This is a genomic window from Janthinobacterium svalbardense (assembly GCF_002327145.1).
In the GTDB taxonomy this organism is placed as follows: Bacteria; Pseudomonadota; Gammaproteobacteria; order Burkholderiales; family Burkholderiaceae_D; genus Janthinobacterium; species Janthinobacterium tructae.
The window spans coordinates 3,242,663-3,260,761 of record NZ_CP023422.1 but is presented as its reverse complement, the minus strand read 5'-3'; the positions used below and the strand labels follow the sequence as shown (position 1 = coordinate 3,260,761).

Genomic DNA, 18,099 nt, shown 5'->3' with positions numbered 1-18,099 from the left:
GATACCGATAATGAGAATCATTATCAAGTGAGGGTGAGTTTGTGTGAGTTTTATAGAAGAAACAAGGCCACCATGGCGCCTGTTATCATATGAACACGTTTGGATTTTGCAGACGAGGCCGCAAAGAGGCATACTGACAGTCACGGCGTGCAAGATGTGCCGCCTAACAAGATCAAAAGGTAAGTTCGTGAACACAATCGACAACAAAAGCGTGCAGACGAAGACATTTCGCTGGAAACGCTGGCAGCGCTGGGCTCTTGGCACAGGCTGCGCCCTGGCCGCCTACAGCGCGGCCGGCTTCTGGCTGGTGCCCTACGTCATCAAAAACCAGCTACCCAAATTTGCCGAGAAAGAACTCGCGCGCCAGGCCAGCATCGCCTCCGTGCGCTTCAACCCGTTTACCCTGCGCCTGGAAGCGGAGCAGATCGCCTTTACCGAAGCGGCCAGCGCGGATGGCAAGGGCGGCACGAGCGGTGCGCCGCTGCTGTCCATCGGCGCCCTGGCCGTGCAGCTGGAATGGAAATCCATCGTGCGCCGCGCCTGGAGCCTGGCGGAAATCCGCATCACGGCGCCGCAGACTCATTTGACCATCACGCCGGACGGCAAGTTCAATCTGGCGGAAGTGCTGGCCACCTGGCAACGCAACCATCCTGAAAAAAGCGACGGCGGCATGCCGCGCCTCGTCATCGCCCACTTTGCGCTGGAACAAGGCAAAGTGGACTGGCAAGACCAGAAGGCGGGCTATGCGGACAACTTCACGCCGATCAACTTTACGCTCGACAATATCTCCACCCTGCCCGACGCCAACGGCAGCTACAGCCTCAGCGCCGACGCGGCGCGCGGCGGCGAGCTGCACTGGCGCGGCACGGCCTCGCTCAGCCCCATCCGTGGCGAAGGCGAACTGATAGTGAACGATGCTTCCCTGCCCGGCCTGGCCGCGTATTTGAAAGCCTATACCCGCGCCACGGTGACGAGCGGCAAGTTGTCGGCGCGCCTGCCCTACGCCTTTTCCTATGCCGACGGCACGCTGCAAGCGACAGTCAAAGGTGCCGGCCTGGCCTTGCGCGACCTTTCACTTGCGCAAAATGGCACGGGCGCGCCATTCACGTCGCTCGATACCCTTGGCATCGCCGGCGTCAACGCCGACCTGGCACGCCAAAGCGTCACGGTGGACAAAATCAATCTGTACGGCGGCAAGGTGGCAGTGCACCGCAATGCCAAGGGCGAGATCGACGTGGCGAACCTGATGCTGCCCGGCAACCCGGCACCGGCAGCCTCCGCCGCGCCAGCCAAGCCGGGCAAGTGGAAAGTGGACTTGAAGCAAGTGGCCCTGGCCAACGTGGACGTATCCGCCATCGATGAAACCGTCTCACCGGCCCTGCAATTGAGCGCGAAACAGTTGCAACTACAGCTGCAACTGGGCTTGCAACAAGGTCCAGCGGGCATGTCCACCGTGATCGACGGCGCGAATTTCAGCCTGGCCGACCTCGCCATGCAACGGGGCACGCAAACGCCGTTCAAGCTGGCCCAATTGGGTTTTACGGATGGCAAGATCGACCTGGCCGCGCATACCGTGCACCTGGGCGCCGTGACGGCCAGCGGTGCGCAGATCGACCTGGCGCGCAACCGCCAGGGAGAATTTGCGATTGCGCAACAGCTGCCCATGTTTGCCTCCGGCAAAGCTGATACGGCCAAGGAAACCCCGTCCGCGCCCTGGTCTACCAAGGTAGACCAGGTGGAACTGAGCAAGTTCGGCGCCCTTTTCGACGATGCGGGCACTGGCATCAAGGGCACGCTGCAGGACGCCAGCCTGTCGCTGCACAACGTCAGCAACGATATGAAGCAAGCGCTGCCGTTCGAGCTAGGCGTGGGCCTGCACGAAGGCGGCTTGCTGACGGCCAAGGGCAAGTTCGTGCCGGGCACGGGCGCCGTCGATGCGCAGCTGAATCTGCAACAACTGGCCCTGGCGCCCGTGCAACCGTTGCTGGCGCAGCATGTAAAACTGAAGCTGGCGGGCGGCACCCTCTCCGGCAGTGGCCGCCTGACGACGGGCGGCGGCGCGCCGAAAGCGCCCAAGGTCCGTTATGAGGGCGGCGTGGATATCGCCGGCCTGGTGCTCAATGAAACGGATGGCAAGCGTTTTGCTTCATGGAAAAGCGTGCGCGCCGACAAGCTGACGGCCAGCGTGGGTCCCGATTTTGTCGACATCCCCGAGCTGCGCGTGATCGAACCGAACGCCCAGCTGATCATCGAAAACGACCGCAGCCTGAACGCACAGCGCTTGCTGGTGAAGGCACCGGAGCCAGTCACCGCGCCCGCTGTGGCTCCCGTTGCCGACGCCACCTTCCCCGTGCGCGTGCGCCGCGTGCGCCTGCAAAACGCCAAGCTGGACTTTGCCGACCTGAGCTTGCGGCCCCAGTTCGCCGCCAAGATTTATGAACTCAATGGCGTCGTGACGGGCCTGTCGACCAAGCGCGATGCGCGCAGCCAGATCGAACTGGACGGCCGCATCGACGAATTCGGCCTGGCCCGCGTGCGTGGTCAATTAAATCCGTTCGCGCCGACCGACAACACGGACTTGAACGTGGTTTTCAAGAACGTCGACATGGTCTCCGCCTCGCCGTACACGATGAAGTTCGCCGGCTACAAAGTGGCGGAAGGCAAGATTTCGCTGGACTTGCAATACAAGGTGCGCAACCGCCAGCTCGACGGCACCAATCAGGTCGTGCTCGACAAGCTGACCCTGGGCGAGCGCATCGACAGTCCGGACGCCCTGAAACTGCCTTTGGAACTGGCGCTGGCCATCCTCAAGGATAGCGACGGGCGCATCGACCTGGGTTTGCCCGTATCGGGCGACATGAACGACCCGCAATTCAGCTATGGCGCCCTGATCTGGAAAGCGGTGGGCAATGTGCTGACGAAAATCGTCACGGCGCCGTTCCGCGCGCTGGGCAACTTGCTGGGCATCAGCGCCGACAAGCTCGAATCCATCGACTTCGATGCGGGCAGCGCCGTGCTGCTGCCACCCGAACGGGAAAAGCTCAAGCAGGTGGCGCAAATCCTCGCCAAGCGCGAACAGCTGAAGCTGGCCGTGCCGGGCCAGTACAGCGACACGGACGGGGCCGCCCTGCGCGCCCAGGCCGTGCGCCGCGCCGTCGCCGCCAAGGCCGGCATCAAGCTCGAAGCGGGCGAAGAACCGGGACCATTGAACCTGGGCGAACGCAAGATACGCGGCGCCCTGCGCGACCTGTACGGCGAACGCTTCGGCAAGGCCGAGCTGGACAAGCAGAAGAAGGCGGCGGAGTCGGCCGTACCAGCCACGGCGGCAGCAGCGGCGGCATCCGCCAGCGCCTCCGCTCCGGCGACGGCCAAAATCCCCGTTCTGCAACGCCTGGGCAAGCTGATCGAGGGCGAGCCGCAAGTGGCCGACACGGGCACCTTCTACAACGGCTTGCGCGAGCAGCTGGAAGCCAAGCAAGCTCTGCCTGCCGATGCCTTGAGCAAGCTGGGCACCCAGCGCAGCGCGGCGATTCTGGCCGCCTTGCAGCAGGACGGCACGCCAGCGGCCAGGGTCAGCGCGGGAGCGCCGGAAAAAACCGAGGCCGCGCCTGGCAAGCTGGTGGGCTTGAAGCTGGGATTGGCGGCGCAATAAGCCAAAAGCAAAGTGCCGGGATCACCCCATCAGGGTCCGATCCCTGCACTTTGCGGCGCCCTCACCTTCCTACTTTTTCTTTTCCACCACCTCGTCCGGCAAGGCAAACGCCACCAGGCTATCGCCCATCTTCGTGCCCAGCGAACCGTGGCCGCCGGCCATCACCACCACATACTGCTTGCCCGTCTTGTCGGAGATATAACTCATCGGCGTGGCCTGGCCGCCGGCCGGCAGGCGGGCTTTCCATACAGTCTTGCCGTTACGCACGTCGTAGCCGCGGATGGTGTAGTCGAGCGTGCTGCTGAGGAAAGCCACGCCGCCGCCCGTCGTGCTCATGCCGCCCAGGCTGGGCACGCCCAGCGGCAAGGCGATGGGTACGGGGGCGCTGTCGCGCGTGGTGCCGTTCTTGTGCATCCACACTTTTTTCATGGTACGCAAGTCGACGGCGGCGATATAGCCCCAGGGCGGCGCCTGGCATGGGAAGCCCAGCGGCGACAAAAAGGGCTTGATTTCCACGGCAAACGGTACGCCCGTCTGCGGCTGCAAGCCCATTTCCGATCCCGTACCGCCCGGCGCATTGGCTTGCGCGCGCGGCACCAGGCGTTCCAGGAAGCCCATGTAGTCGGGGTTCACCAGCAGCAACTGACGCACGGGATCGACGGCCGCCCCGCCCCATTCGAAGATGCCCAAGGGGCCCGGCGAGATAATGGCGCCCTTGATCTTGCCTTCGGCCACCGTTTGCGGCGTGAACGGCCCCTCGTAGCGGTGCTGGCGGAAGATGATGCGGCACGCCAACTGGTCGAACGGCGTCGTGCCCCACATATCCGTTTCGCTGATATGTTTCTCAGGCAGGAAAGTGAGGGCCGAAAACGGCTGCGTGGGCGACAGCTTGTCGCCAGGCGCGGCGTTGGCCGTCGGTACGGGTTTTTCCGGCGCCGGCACGACCAGGCTGCCGTCGCGCCGGTCGATCACATAGATGTCGCCGCGCTTGGTTGTGGCGACCACGGACGGCACTTTGCCTTTTGGCGTGTCGATATCGACCAGGGTGGGCTGGCCGCCGATATCCATGTCCCAGATATCGTGGTGTACGGTCTGGTAGACCCAGCGTACTTTCCCGGTGACAAGATCCAGCGCGACGATGGCGCTATTGTATTTCTCGCCGTTCGGATTGCGGTTGCCGCCCCATGTGTCCGGCGTTTCATTGCCCATCGGGATGTACACCATGCCCAGCTTTTCATCCACGCTGGAGACGCCCCAGGAATTGGGCGAATTGTTGGTGTAGGTTTTTCCCTCGGCAATCGGCGCCGTGTCGTCCGGGTTCGAGGCATCCCAGTTCCACATCAGCTTGCCAGTGACGGGATCGTAGCCGCGGATCACGCCAGAGGGTTCTTCCGTGGAAAAATTATCGGTCACGCTGGCGGCCATCACCACCACATTCTGCGCCACGGCCGGTGGCGACGTCGGCATCAGAAAGCCCCGCTTCTTCATGCCCATGCCGTGGTACAGGCCGATCACGCCATTTTCACCAAAGCTTTTGCACGCTGCACCCGTATCGGCATTCACGGCGATCAGGGTCGCATCCATGGTGGGCGCGAAGATGCGGCGCGGGCATTCCATCCCGGCCGCCTCGGGTGCAGGATCGTCCTTGGCGCGGCCCGCGTTGACGTCCCAGTAAGCCACGCCACGGCAAATCATGTGCTGGTAGCTGGACGCGTCGCGGTTGATCTTCGGATCGTGGCGCCAGATTTCCTTGCCCGTGTCCGTGTCCAGCGCGATGACGATGTTGTGCGGCGTGCACAGATACAGCATGCCGTTCACTTTCAGCGGCGTGACTTCATTGGCGATCTCGCCCGGGTCGTTCGGCCCCTTGAAGTCTCCCGTGTGGTACACCCACGCCTGTTTCAGCTGCGCGGCGTTGGCCGGCGTGATCTGCGCGGCCGGCGCGTAGCGGTCGCCATAGCCGGAGCGGCCATACGCGGCCCAGTCGTTGGGCGCCACGCCCGGTGCGATATCGCCTTGCGGCGCGGCCGCCATGTTCTCGGCCGGCACTTCGCCGTGCAAGGTGTGGTAATCCTGGAACAGCGAAAACACGCCCACGGCGGCCGTGGCCACCACGGCGGCGGCCAGCGCACTCTTGCCTGCGTCGCGCGGTTTTGCCCCGGCGCTCAACGGCGGAGCGAGGCGGCGGTCGACGAACGGCAGCAGCAGCCAGACGGCGGCGGCGAACCAGATATCGAGGCGCGGCAGCAATTGCCACCAGTCGAACTTCACTTCGATGACGGACCAGATCAGGGTGGCGAACAGCAGCAAGGCCAGGAAAAGCTGGGCGCTGCGCCGCCCCTTCCACACCAGCGTGCCCGCGATGAGCATGCCAATACCGGCCACGACGTAATACCAGGAGCCGCCAAGGCTGGCGAGCCAGGCACCGCCCCCAAGGAGCGCCAGGCCCAGCAAGATGAAGATGACTGCAGTGATGATAAGCAAGGGTCCAGGCCGGGCAGAGGCAGTCATGATGCTCCTTTACAAGAGTCAGTCGGCGGCAGGCGATTGCACACCGTAGTTGATGGCGATCAAGGAGTGCCATTTTTTCACTATTTGGCCAAGCGTGGCACACGCCAGAACGCGCTATCCGCGCGGTGTTGCTTTTCGTCACAGCCCCCCGCCAGCCAGCCCTTCCTCTTGTGGTTTTAAAAAAACACAAAATAAATCAAATAAATAACAAATTTCTCGAATAAATCAAATTTATATCGTAAAATGAAAATTATAAACCCTGACAACCGAATTTCCTGATTTTCAACCTTCTCGTGGAGCGGCACTCATCATGACCATCGCCAAACGCCTGTATGCATTGATACTCTCCGTCGTCCTGGGACTGGCCGCGCTGGCGGGTTTCAGCATCTATGAAATGGACCGCGTGTATACGGCGGCCAGCTATGCCAGCGTCAACACCGTTCCCAGCCTGCTGACGCTCAACGATGCACTCGTGCCTTTTTCACAAGTACGTGCGGCTGTCTGGCAGCATCTGAGCAGCAAGGACGCCGCCGCGCGCGACAAACTGGAAGCGGACATCGTCGAGGCACGTATGGCCATCGGCAAGGCACTCGACCTGTACGAAAAAGAAGCTATCACTGATGCACAGGACCGCGCGCTACTGGCCGCCGACCGTGCCGTACTGCTGCGCTACGATGGCGTGCGCGACAAGGTCCTGGCGCTGTCGAAGGCGGGCGAGCTCGACGCGGCGCGTGACTTGCTGATGGCCAACCAGCCCATCATCAAGGAATTGGTCGACGCCTTTGCCGCCCACCACGGCTACAACGAAAAGCTGGCCAACACGGGTGCGGCCGAAGGCGCCGCCACCGCCGCCAGCGCGCGCTGGATTTCCAGCGGCCTGGCCCTGGCCGTAATGGTACTGGTGGCTAGCATGGGCTTGCTGCTGGCGCGGCGCATCGCCGCTTCGCTCAAGAATGCCATCGACGTGGCTCACACCATCGCAGGCGGCGACCTCAGCGTGCAAATCAGCGCCACCTCCAAGGATGAAGTGGGACAACTGATGACAGCCATGGCCGAGATGAGCGAGAGCCTGGTGCGCATCGTCGCCGAAGTGCGCTCCGGCACGGAGACCATCAGCACGGCCTCGAGCGAGATCGCGGCCGGCAACCTCGACCTGTCGGCACGCACGGAGCAGCAGGCCGGCTCGCTGGAAGAAACCGCCTCGGCCATGGAAGAACTGACGGCCACCGTGCGGCAAAACTCGGACAATGCCCGCCAGGCCAAGCAAATGGCCGTCAGCGCCTCGGACAAGGCGGTGCGGGGCGGCGAGGTGATGGGCGACGTGATACGCACCATGCAAGCGATCGACAGCGCGTCCAACAAGATCGCCGACATCATCAGCGTCATCGATGGCATCGCCTTCCAGACCAACATCCTGGCCCTGAATGCGGCCGTGGAAGCGGCGCGGGCGGGGGAGCAAGGACGCGGTTTCGCCGTCGTGGCAACCGAAGTGCGCAACCTGGCGCATCGTTCGGCGGCGGCTGCCAAGGAAATCAAGGCACTCATCAGCGACTCCGTGGAGCAGGTGGAACAAGGTGGCAAGCTGGTCCAGCAAGCCGGCGCGGCCATGACGGAAGTGGTCGATACGGTACGCAGCGTTACCGACATCGTCAGCGAGATTTCGGCCGCCAGCGCCGAGCAAAGCACTGGCATCGACGAAATCAACCGCGCCATCACGCAAATGGATGAAGTCACGCAACAGAATGCGGCCCTGGTCGAAGAAGCGGCGGCGGCATCGCAATCGCTGCAGGAGCAGGCAAGCAAGCTGTCCAGCGTGGTCGGCGCCTTCAAGCTGGCGCACGGCCAGGCCAACGCGGCGCAACACAGCACGCCGGTGCGCCCAGCCCCAGCCCCAGCCGCCAAGCCACCTGCAGCGCGCAAGGCGGCGCCGCTCAAGCTGGTCACCCAGCGCGACCCCGCTCCTGCCCGCAGCACGGCCAGTGCCGGTGCCGGCGGCGACTGGGAAGAATTCTGAACCCGTCGCCATGCAGGCTCACCTGCATCGGTCATCCTGGAGCATCGCCATGACATCCGTTGTCAACCATTCTCACTGCATGCAGGCATAGCCATGAACTCCATCCTCGCCGTCCATCCTTACTTGCGTTGCGACGATGTCTCGCTGATGCGGCCGGCGCTGGCCATGGCAGGCCTGCTGTTGCTGCTGGCCGCCCTGCTCTGGCGCCGCCTCCGCTGGCGCCAGAGCAAGGTGACCGCCAGCGCGACAGCTGCCGATCTGCATCAGCAGCTGCAACTGCGCAAGGCCACCCAGACGGCCAAGACAGCAGACACGGCAGACACGGCACCGCCGCCACAGCCCGAGGCGCTGGACACGCCGCCGTTCGAGCTGGCCCGCCTGGACGCCATGTTCGGCTACGACCGGCGCTTGCAAGGCGAGATTCTGGCCCTCTTCGTGGCCGAGACGCGCGACCGGCTGGCCGGCATCGCCCATGCGCTGCGCTGCGAACGCCCAGCCCCGGCACGCATGCTGGCACAGGAAATTGTCGACAGCAGCTACGCCATGGGCCTGCTTCCCTTGCACGCACTGGCGCGCCAGGCCGTGCATGCGGGCTTTTCCAACGATATCGGCGCGCTGCGCCGCCTGCATGCGGACCTGCTGATGGCGCTCGACGTGCTGTCGCAAGCGGTCACGGCCCTGCAAACGGGTGCCGCGCAGGTGGATGACTGCAGCGGCATGGGGAGCCGGCCATGAATGCGCACCTCGATCTGGCGAGCCTGCTCGGCGGCGCCATCCTGCCCTCGCCCGCCTGGCGGCGCCACTGGCTGGCGACCTTGTTCCAGCAACAGGTGCCGTTCGACGAGCTGGCCGAACAACTGGGCTGCGACCCGGCCCTGACCGGCAAGGTCATCGGCCTGGCGAATGCGGCCGTGCCACCGGGCGAGCGCAAGCATGCGGCAATCGACGCCGCGATGCTGGCCGCCATCGGCCTGCCCGCCCTGCGCCAGGCGTTCGCCATCCCGGCCCGGCCAACGGCCACGTGTGCGCACTTCGACGAACAGCGATTCTGGTCGCACTCGCAGGCCATGGCTTGCGCCGCCCGCGTGGCGGGCGAAGCGCTGCAACTGGCACCGGCCAAAGAGCTGTACACTTGCGGCTTGCTGGCCAACATCGGCCAACTGGCCATCGCCATGCTGCATCCGCAAGCGTATGGAGAACTGCTGGGCCAGCACGGCAGCGCTGCCAGGGCGCTGCTGCTGTGCGAGGAAGCGTGGCGCTTCGGCCACCATCAACTGGCGCTGTCAGCCAGCCTCATGCGGGGCTGGGGCATGCCGGACATCCTGTGCGACGCCGTGCGCTGCCATGCCGCGCCGCCCGGCTGCGGGCAGGCTGGACGCATGACAGAGCTGGCCTGGCTGCTGCAACTGGCCAGCAGTTTCGCCGACCTGATACTGCGCAATGGCGTAGGGCCGCGCGGGCCGGCCACGGCCGCCGCGCGGGTACTGGGTCTGGACGTGGAGCACATGGAAACCCTGCTGCGCCACAGCAACGCGGAGTGGAGCGAATGGCGCGCAATCCTGGAACCGCACGCGCATATTGCCCTTGGCCGCACGCGCAGCAGAATCCGGCCCGCCGCGCGGCAGGTTTTTAGTGAATTCATCTAATTTGTTGAAATTGATTTTTTGAACGTAATTGCGTATCATTCCATTTAACTTCATCCTCGAGCATAAAGCCGATCATGCACACTGCAGACGTATGCACTACCCAAAAGGCTGCCGAAATCCTCGGCATCTCGGTCACATCGGTGCAGCAATTGGTCGAGGCCGGCGTTATCGAAGCCTGGAAGACCAAGGGCGGCCACCGGCGCATTCCCCTCGCGGCCGTCGAGGCCTACAAGGGCAATCCCGGCCAGCCAGGCCAGGATCAGCGCGCGGCACGCGCCAGCCGCCCCGCAGCATCGGGCCGCCCGCCGTCCATCCTGGTGATCGAAGACAATCCGATCGAACGGGCGCTGTATGAAAAGCAGATCGGCTCATGGGGCTTGCAGGCAAGCTTGCGCTTTTGCGAGAACGGCTACCAGGCCCTGATGGAAATCGCCCGCGACCAGCCCGACATCCTGCTGGCCGACATCATCATGGAAGGCATCGACGGCTACGAAGTGATCCGCACCATCCTGGCCGACCCGCTGCTGGCGGACATGCATATCGCCATGCTGTCGAGCCTGACGCCGGAGGAACTGGAAGAACGCGGTGGCGTGCCGCCCGGCGTGGTGTTCTTTGCCAAGCCCGTCAATTACGACGAGCTGCGTGGCTATCTGCGCGCCTGCTGCGCCGGCCATGCGCGGCGCAACAGCCTGGCCGCCTAGCCCGCCACCGCTCCCCCTTCGTCCCGGAGCCCCCCGTGCAAGCCTATCGCCACATCGATCCAGCCGTGCTGTTCCAGGCCACCGGCCACGACCTGGAGATGTTCCGCGCCCTGTCGCAGACCTATCTCGACACGGCGCCGGCCATGTTTGCGCGCGTGGAGCAGGCCGTGCACAGCGGTGCCACGCAGGCCATCGTACATGGCTGCCATACCTTGCGCGGCACCGTGGCCCTGCTGGGCGCCAGCGCCCTGGTGGCGCGCCTGGCGGAGCTGGAGCAGCTGGTGCGTCATCAGGGCGTGGCGGCACCGGACTGGCTGGCGGAAACGGCAGCGCTGCTCGGCGCAGTCGAGCAGGAGGTATGCCGCAGCATGCTTGACTACACGGGCGCGCAGGCATGAACGTCCGCCAGGCCGTCTTGCGCCTGGCGCACCGCTATCGCCCGCGCACCACGGCAGCCGTGGTGGGCCTGGTGCTGGTGTGCCTGCTGGCGCTGCGTATCGTCGTTTCCGGCGTGCTGCTGTACCGCGAAGCCGTCGATGACTGGCAACAGGACCTGTCCAACCTGTCGCTGCTGCTGGCGGAAAATACGGCGCAAAGCATGACGGCCGCCCGCCTGGTGCTCGACAGTGTCAGCCACGACATTCAGGTCGCCGCCCCCGCAGACGCGCGCGCGCTGGCCGCCACCGTCGGCACCCCGGCCATGCACCAGATGCTGCAGCACAAGATCGGCGGCGTGCCGCAAGTGGACGTGGTGTCCATTGTCGGCAGCGATGCCAGCGTGCTGGTCTTCAGCCGCACCTATCCCGCGCCGCCCATCCGCCTCGGCGAGCGCGATTACTTCGAGTATCACCGGCGCCACCCGGACGGCGGCATGCATGTCAGCGCGCCCGTGCAAAACAAGGGCAATGGCGCCTGGACCTTCTATATCAGCCGGCGCATCAACAGCCCGGACGGCCGCTTCCTGGGCGTGGTGCTGGTGGGCCTGTCGTGCGACTTCTTCAGCAAATTCTTCCAGAACACCAGCATCGGCGAACACACGGCCTTTTCCCTGTACCGCAGCGACTACACGCTGCTGGCACGCTGGCCGGCCGTGCCCGCCATGATGGGCCAGCGCAACCTGACGGGCAGCACCTACCGCCTGCTGGAACAGGGCAAGACGCATGGCGTGCTGCAGGTGGACTCGCCGCGCGCGGCCGAGCAGGGGCGCAGGGTCGACCGCCTGGCCGGCGTACGGCTGGTGCGCGACTATCCGCTGGCCATCAACGTGACCATTACCGACGAGGTCTACCTGGCGGCCTGGCGGCGCATGCTGCGCACCATGGGTGGCGCGGCGGTCATCAGCCTGCTCGTGCTGGCCGGAGCCATCGCGCTGATCATGGCCCTGCTGCGGCGCCAGGAGCGCGACGCGGCCATGGCGCTGGCGCTGCAAGCGCGCGCGGAAGCGGCGAATGCCGCCAAGTCGCGCTTCCTGGCCATCATGAGCCACGAGATCCGCACGCCCATGGCCGGTATCGCCGGCATGGCCGAACTGCTGCAGGAAACCGAACTCGATGCGTCACAGCAGCAATATGCGCACCGCATCGGCGATGGCGTGCAGCACCTGATGCGCATCCTGAACGACATCCTCGACCTGTCCAAGGTTGAGGCCGGCCAGATGAACATCGAACTGCGCGACTTCGACCCGCGCCTGCTGCTCGACGACGTGCTGGCGCTGCACCGCCCGCAGGCCGACCGGAAAAAGCTGCACCTTGCCAGCGAGATCGGCAACAGCGTGCCGCAGCGGGTGTGCTCGGACCGCACGCGCATCGCGCAAATCCTTGGCAACCTGCTCAGCAATGCCATCAAGTTTACGCCCTCCGGCAGCGTGACCGTGCGCCTGCACCTGGAAGCGGCCACGCCGGACGGCGCCAGCGCCTGCCTCGTCGCCAGCGTCAACGACCAGGGCATCGGCATGAGCCAGCAGCAGCTGAGCCGCATCTTCGAACCGTTTTGCCAGGCCGACGACAGCATCAGCGGCGCGTATGGCGGCACGGGACTGGGCCTGAGCATCTGCAAGCACCTGCTGGCGCTGCTGGGCGGCGAGATTTTCTGCAGCAGCGAACCGGGCGCCGGCTCCCGCTTCACCGTGCGCATTCCCTGCCAGGTGGCCCAGGCGCCAAGCGCCGCCACGCCAGAACCGGGAGCGGAAGCGGAACCGGCGCCCGCTCCAGCACCCTCGCCCCTGCCAGCGCCCGCATCAGGGCCGGGCGCGCGCATCCTGCTGGTCGAGGATACGGCGCTGAACCGCCAGCTGGTGTGCCTGCAGCTGGCCGCCCGCGGCTACCACATCGACACGGCGGAGAACGGCGCACTGGGTCTGCAGGCCCTGGCCGGGCAGCCGTACGACCTGGTCCTGATGGACTGCATGATGCCCGTCATGGATGGCTACCAGGCATGCCAGGCCCTGCGTGCCCGCGAAGCGGCCAGCGGTGCGCCGCGCCTGCCCGTCATCGCCCTGACGGCCGGCGTGACCGAGGACGACCGGCAGCGCTGCATGGCGGCCGGCATGGACGACTATCTGTCCAAGCCCTTTACGGCCGCCCAGCTGCGCGCAATGGTAGAGCGCTGGCTGACGCGCTAAGCGCTAAGTAACCCGGGCCGGCGCTGAATACAACACTTCCGCATAAAAATCATTTTATTCGATGAAATCAATTCTATTCGCTATAATTGACAAATCGACGTGCCAGTGATGCCGGACATCCGCGCGGAATGGACAACCTGGCAGACCTTGCGGAGGCAGCATGCGGGAGTACAGATACTGGAAGGCCATGGCTTGGGAGTGCTGCGATACGCGCACCCTGCTGTCGCTCTTCATGGCGGTCCTGCTGGCGGGGCTGTGGGGCATCACCATGCTGCAATTGCAGCGCGCGCACGACGCCGCCATCACCGATGCCGTGCGCGATGCGCACAGCATGGCGCGCGTCTTCGACGAACACGCGATCCGCACGATCGAGGCGGCGGACCAGGCGGTCACCTACCTGCGCGGCCGCTACCAGGCGCTGGGCAAGCGCCTCGACATCGTGGCGGACCTGCAGCAAGGCCTCAAACCCGGCCCCCTGTACAACCTGTTTACCATCGTCGACGAACGGGGCGACACAGTACTGTCGAGCCACCCCTTCAAACCGACCAACCTGGCCGACCGCGAACACATCCGGGTACACATGCAGCGCGACAGCGGCGAACTGTTTATCAGCAAGCCGGTGCTGGGGCGCGTGTCGAAAAAATGGTCGATCCAGATGACGCGCCGCATCAACCATGCCGATGGCCGCTTCAAGGGCGTGGTGGTGGTCTCGATGGACCCGTATTACTTTACCCGCCTGTACGACGAAGTCGACCTGGGCGACAACAGCTCCATCACGCTCGTCGGCAGTGACGGCGTGGTGCGCGCGCGCCGGGTCGGCGCCGTCAACACCATCGGCCAGGATGTCGGCGGCAGCAAGGTATTTTCCTTGATGCAAGGTAAAACGCGGGGCAGCTTCACCGAGCGCAGTCCCGTCGACGGCACCCTGCGCATTTACGCCTTCGAACAACTGGCCAACTACCCGCTCTACATGCTGGTCGGACTGGACCGCGACACGGTATTGGCCGACTACGTCTCGCGCCGCAACCAGGCCTTGCTGATGGCCGCCGTCACGAGCGCGCTGATCGTGCTGTCGTGGGCTGCGCTGGTACTGCTGATCGGGCGCCTGGTCGACAGCCGTGCCAGGGCCATCGCCGCCAGCGAGGCCAAGTCGCGCTTCCTGTCGAACATGTCGCATGAATTGCGCACGCCCCTGAATGGCATCCTGGGTTTCTCCGAGCTGCTGCTGGAGCAGCTGCGCGAGCCGGAACAGGCCGCCTACGCGCAAACGATACAGGACAGCGGCCGCCAGTTGCTGGCCATGGTCGAGGCGGCGATGGAACTGAGCGCGCTCGAAAACGACCAGGTGCGGCTGGAGTCTGCCGCCGTGCCGCTGGACCAGCTGCTGGCGCTGGCGCTGGCGCCGCACCGGCAGCGCGCGGCGCACAAGGGCCTGCTGCTGGCCGCGCACGTCGCGCCGGCAACGCCGCTCAGCATCGATTGCGACCGCGTGCGTCTGGTGCGCGTGCTCGACATCCTGCTCGACAATGCCATCCGCTACACGTCCGCAGGACAGGTCGATGTGCACGTCATGCTGAGTGGCGCGGACCTGCAGATCGAGGTGCGCGATACGGGCATCGGCATCGCGCAGGCGCAGCAAGCCGACATCTTCGACAAATTCTCGCAGGCGGACGACTCGCCGAGCCGCGCCCATGGTGGCGCCGGCATGGGCCTGGCCATCGCGCGCCAGCTCGTCACCTTGATGGGCGGCAGCATAGCCGTGGCATCGGCGCCGGGCCACGGCGCCGCCTTCCGCCTGCGGCTGCCGCTGGGCGGCACGGCCCGCGCGATAGCGGCAGACGGCAAATTGACCACACTTTCGCATGCATAGTCGTACGCTAAAGTTGTTATCCATCCGTATCGGGTATAGCATCGCCCCATGAGCTATCACACAGATGCGGCGGCGGTACGCAGACAATGGATCGAATGGCTGTTTTTACTCCTCGGCTTGCTCCTCGTGGCTGCCGCCCTGGCCTACGCGCATCTGGCCGAAGCCGCGCGGCACGACGCGGCCGAGCGTGAACGGCTCGGCGTGCTGACGGCACTGCTGGCAAAAAATATCGAAGTCGACCTGGCAGCGACCAACCTGGTGCTCGACGGCGTGATCCGCGACTATCTTGGCGCCGGTGCTGCGGCGGACTCCGGGCGAGCCCTGCCCCGGCGCCTGGCCGCGCTGGTCGACGCCATTCCGGGCGTGCGCACCATGCTGGTCATCGACGCGAAGGGCAAGCCGATCGCCACCAATATCGCGGAACTGGCCGACCAGGATTTTTCGCGCCGCGGCTACTTCCAGACGGCGCGCGACGCCCCTGATGCGCGCATGCTGTACATCTCGGCGCCGTTCCATTCCTTCAAGGGCGACCTGGTCATCACGGCCTCGCGCATGGTGCAGGACCAGCAGGGCCGCTTTGCCGGCGTGGTGCTGGCCACCCTCGATCCCGAATACTTCACGGGAAAGTTCCGCACCGCCATGTATGCCCCCGACGTCTGGGCCGTGGTGCTGCATGGCGACGGCCGGCAATTCCTGAACTATCCCGCCAGGGTTGCGAATGGCGGCAATGTGGACGCGCCCGGCAGCTTCCTGCGGCGCTTTCACGACAGCGGCTATCAGGCTGGCGTCCTGAGCGGCGTCGAAATTGCCGGCGCCGCCGCACCCCGCATCATGGCCATGGCGACCATCGCGCCGCCCGCGCTGCACATGGACCGTGCCATCATCATCGGCCTGAGCCGTGAAGAAGCGGCCATCGCCGCCCCGTTGCGGCGCCAGGCGCTGGCCTACGTCGTCTGCTTTGGCATGCTGGCACTGGCCGGGGCCAGCTTGCTGTTCTGGAGCCAGCGGCGGCGCCGGCAGCAGGCCGCGTGGCAGGCGCAACAGGAAACGGAGCGCCAGGCCATGCAAGCCGTGTCCGACAGCGAAACGCGCTTTCGCACCTTGATCGAAGATGCGCCCGTGGCCATCGCCATCCTGCGCCACGGCCGCTTCATCTACTCGAATCCCCGCTACCGCAGGCTGCATGGCTACGCGTTCGAAGACGATCTGAACGGTCTGCCCTGGTCCGCCATGCTTTCCGCACAATCGCAAGCGGCACTGGCCACCAACGAAGCGCTGATTGAGGCGGACTCGCCCAGCGAGCAGCTGTTCGAAGCCATCGCTCTGGACAAGCAGGGCCTTCCCGTGCCCGTCTTCAAGACCACCACGCGCGTGATGCTCAAGGATGGACCGGCCACCTTGATCTTTGCGCAGGATATTTCCGCGCAAAAGCAGGCCGAAGAGGCCATGCTGCTGGCGCGCGATGCAGCCGAGGCGGCCAACCGCAGCAAGGCGGAATTCCTCGCCAACATGAGCCATGAAATCCGCTCGCCGCTGAACGCCATCCTCGGCATGGCATGGCTGCTGGAACGGGGCAACCTGGACGGGGAAGGACTCGAGATGACGCGCAAGATCCGCGCCGCAGGCCAGTCCTTGCTGGGCATCATCAACGACGTGCTCGACGTATCGAAAATCGAGGCGGGCCACATGAGCATCGAACAGGCGCCGTTCCGCCTGGCCGAGGTGATCGAGAAGATCGCCGCCAGCATGGGCGTGGCCGCGCATGACAAGCCGATTGAGGTTCGGATCGGGCCGCTGCCCGATGGCGTGGACCTGGTGCTGGGCGACGCGCTGCGGCTGGAGCAGGTGCTGGTCAACCTGACCAGCAATGCCATCAAATTCACGGCGCAGGGCACGGTCGAGCTGTTGACCTCACTGGAAAGCCGCGATGGCGACGCCGCGATGCTGCGTTTCAGCGTGCGCGACACCGGCATCGGCATCGCGTCCGAGGTGCAGGAAACAATCTTTTCCGCCTTCGCCCAGGCCGACACGTCCACCACGCGCCGCTTCGGCGGCACGGGCCTGGGCCTGACCATCTGCCGCCAGCTGGCCAGACTGATGGGCGGCTCACTGCGCCTGCAAAGCCGCCTGGGCCTGGGCAGCGAATTCAGCTTCACGGTGCCGCTGCAACTGCTGCCCGCCAGCGCCCTGCCCTCGCCCGACATGCAAGCCTTGCTGGCCGTTGCCGCCGTGGCGCAGGACCCGGGTACGCAGGAAGAACACGTGCTGGCCGGCGTGCGCGTGCTGGTGGTTGATGACAGCGAAATCAACCGCGATGTGGTCAAGCATATCCTGTGCGACCAGGGGGCAGTGCCGTCATTCGCCTGCGATGGCAGGCAGGCGCTGGACTGGCTGCTGGCCCACCCCGCCGACGTCGATATCGTCTTGATGGATGTGCAGATGCCTGTCATGGACGGCTTGCAGGCGACGCGCGCGTTGCGCCAGCTGCCGCAGTTTCAGGACTTGCCCGTCGTGGCGCTGACGGCCGGGGCGTTCCAGACACAGCGCACGGCGGCGCTGGAAGCGGGCGTGAACCATTTCATCAGCAAACCGTTCGACGTGCCGCAGACCATCGCCCTGATCGCGCGCGCGCATCGGCGCCATGCGCAAGGTCTGCCAGCCCTGCCGCCGGTCGCGACCGAAACGGCGATGCGCGTGCCGCCGTGCGGCGCGGCAGCCGTGATCGACCTGGCGCAAGGCATGGCGCAGTGGCTCGATGAGGCGCCCTACCGCCAGCATCTGTCGCGTTTTGGCCGCAACTACCGCAATACGGTGGGCGCCATGCGCGCGCTGCTGGCAGCCAATGCGCGCGACGATGCCGCCGCACTGGCGCACAAGCTGGCCGGCGAGGCTGGCAGCCTGGCACTGCCCGCCACCCTGCAAGCGGCCCGGCATGCGGAGCAGCTGTTGCATGCCGGCGACGATGCGGCCGCCGCCCTCGACACGCTGGAACAAGCCCTGGCACGCGCCATCGAGGCCGCCGCCGCATTCACGGCACAGACGCCGCCTGGCCAGCCGGCCATGCCAATGACAAAATGATCAATAT

General features: G+C 65.3%; 10 protein-coding genes. 9 read left to right on the top strand and 1 reads right to left on the bottom strand.

All coding sequences use genetic code 11. From position 1 onward, the window contains the following. The first annotated feature begins 187 nt into the window (after positions 1-187). Positions 188-3,652, top strand: a complete 3,465-nt coding sequence (locus tag CNX70_RS14490) for a DUF748 domain-containing protein (RefSeq protein WP_244198797.1) — start codon at positions 188-190, stop codon at positions 3,650-3,652. A 69-nt stretch (positions 3,653-3,721) separates the two neighbouring features. Here CNX70_RS14490 and CNX70_RS14485 read toward each other — a convergent pair whose 3' ends face one another. Further along, positions 3,722-6,136, bottom strand: a complete 2,415-nt coding sequence (locus tag CNX70_RS14485) for a membrane-bound PQQ-dependent dehydrogenase, glucose/quinate/shikimate family (protein ID WP_341865511.1) — start codon at positions 6,134-6,136, stop codon at positions 3,722-3,724. Positions 6,137-6,473: 337 nt separating this feature from the next. Between CNX70_RS14485 and CNX70_RS14480 the strand changes: the two genes are divergently transcribed. From CNX70_RS14480 to CNX70_RS14445, 8 genes are all read left to right on the top strand, one after another. Beyond that, positions 6,474-8,177, top strand: a complete 1,704-nt coding sequence (locus CNX70_RS14480) for a methyl-accepting chemotaxis protein (RefSeq protein WP_096235250.1) — start codon at positions 6,474-6,476, stop codon at positions 8,175-8,177. 93 nt (positions 8,178-8,270) lie between these two features. Further along, positions 8,271-8,912: a hypothetical protein gene (locus CNX70_RS14475; protein ID WP_096235249.1), complete on the top strand. Its 642-nt coding sequence runs from the start codon at positions 8,271-8,273 to the stop codon at positions 8,910-8,912. Continuing rightward, a complete protein-coding gene (locus tag CNX70_RS14470; RefSeq protein ID WP_096235248.1) occupies positions 8,909-9,823 on the top strand; it encodes an HDOD domain-containing protein in 915 nt (304 codons plus the stop codon). Before CNX70_RS14475 ends, CNX70_RS14470 begins: the two co-directional genes overlap by 4 nt. A gap of 74 nt (positions 9,824-9,897) precedes the next feature. Then, positions 9,898-10,524 (top strand): response regulator, encoded by a 627-nt coding sequence (locus tag CNX70_RS14465; RefSeq protein WP_071077537.1) that lies wholly within the window; start codon positions 9,898-9,900, stop codon positions 10,522-10,524. A gap of 35 nt (positions 10,525-10,559) precedes the next feature. Further along, entirely contained in the window at positions 10,560-10,922 is a 363-nt protein-coding gene (locus CNX70_RS14460; RefSeq protein ID WP_096235247.1) for an Hpt domain-containing protein, read from the top strand. Then, entirely contained in the window at positions 10,919-13,144 is a 2,226-nt protein-coding gene (locus CNX70_RS14455; protein WP_096235246.1) for a hybrid sensor histidine kinase/response regulator, read from the top strand. The genes CNX70_RS14460 and CNX70_RS14455 overlap by 4 nt, the downstream gene beginning before the upstream one ends. 160 nt (positions 13,145-13,304) lie before the next feature. Next, on the top strand, positions 13,305-15,014 hold the full coding sequence (locus CNX70_RS14450; protein ID WP_244198796.1) for a sensor histidine kinase: 1,710 nt from the start codon (positions 13,305-13,307) through the stop codon (positions 15,012-15,014). A gap of 48 nt (positions 15,015-15,062) precedes the next feature. Continuing rightward, positions 15,063-18,092: an ATP-binding protein gene (locus tag CNX70_RS14445; protein WP_096235244.1), complete on the top strand. Its 3,030-nt coding sequence runs from the start codon at positions 15,063-15,065 to the stop codon at positions 18,090-18,092. Positions 18,093-18,099: the final 7 nt, after the last annotated feature.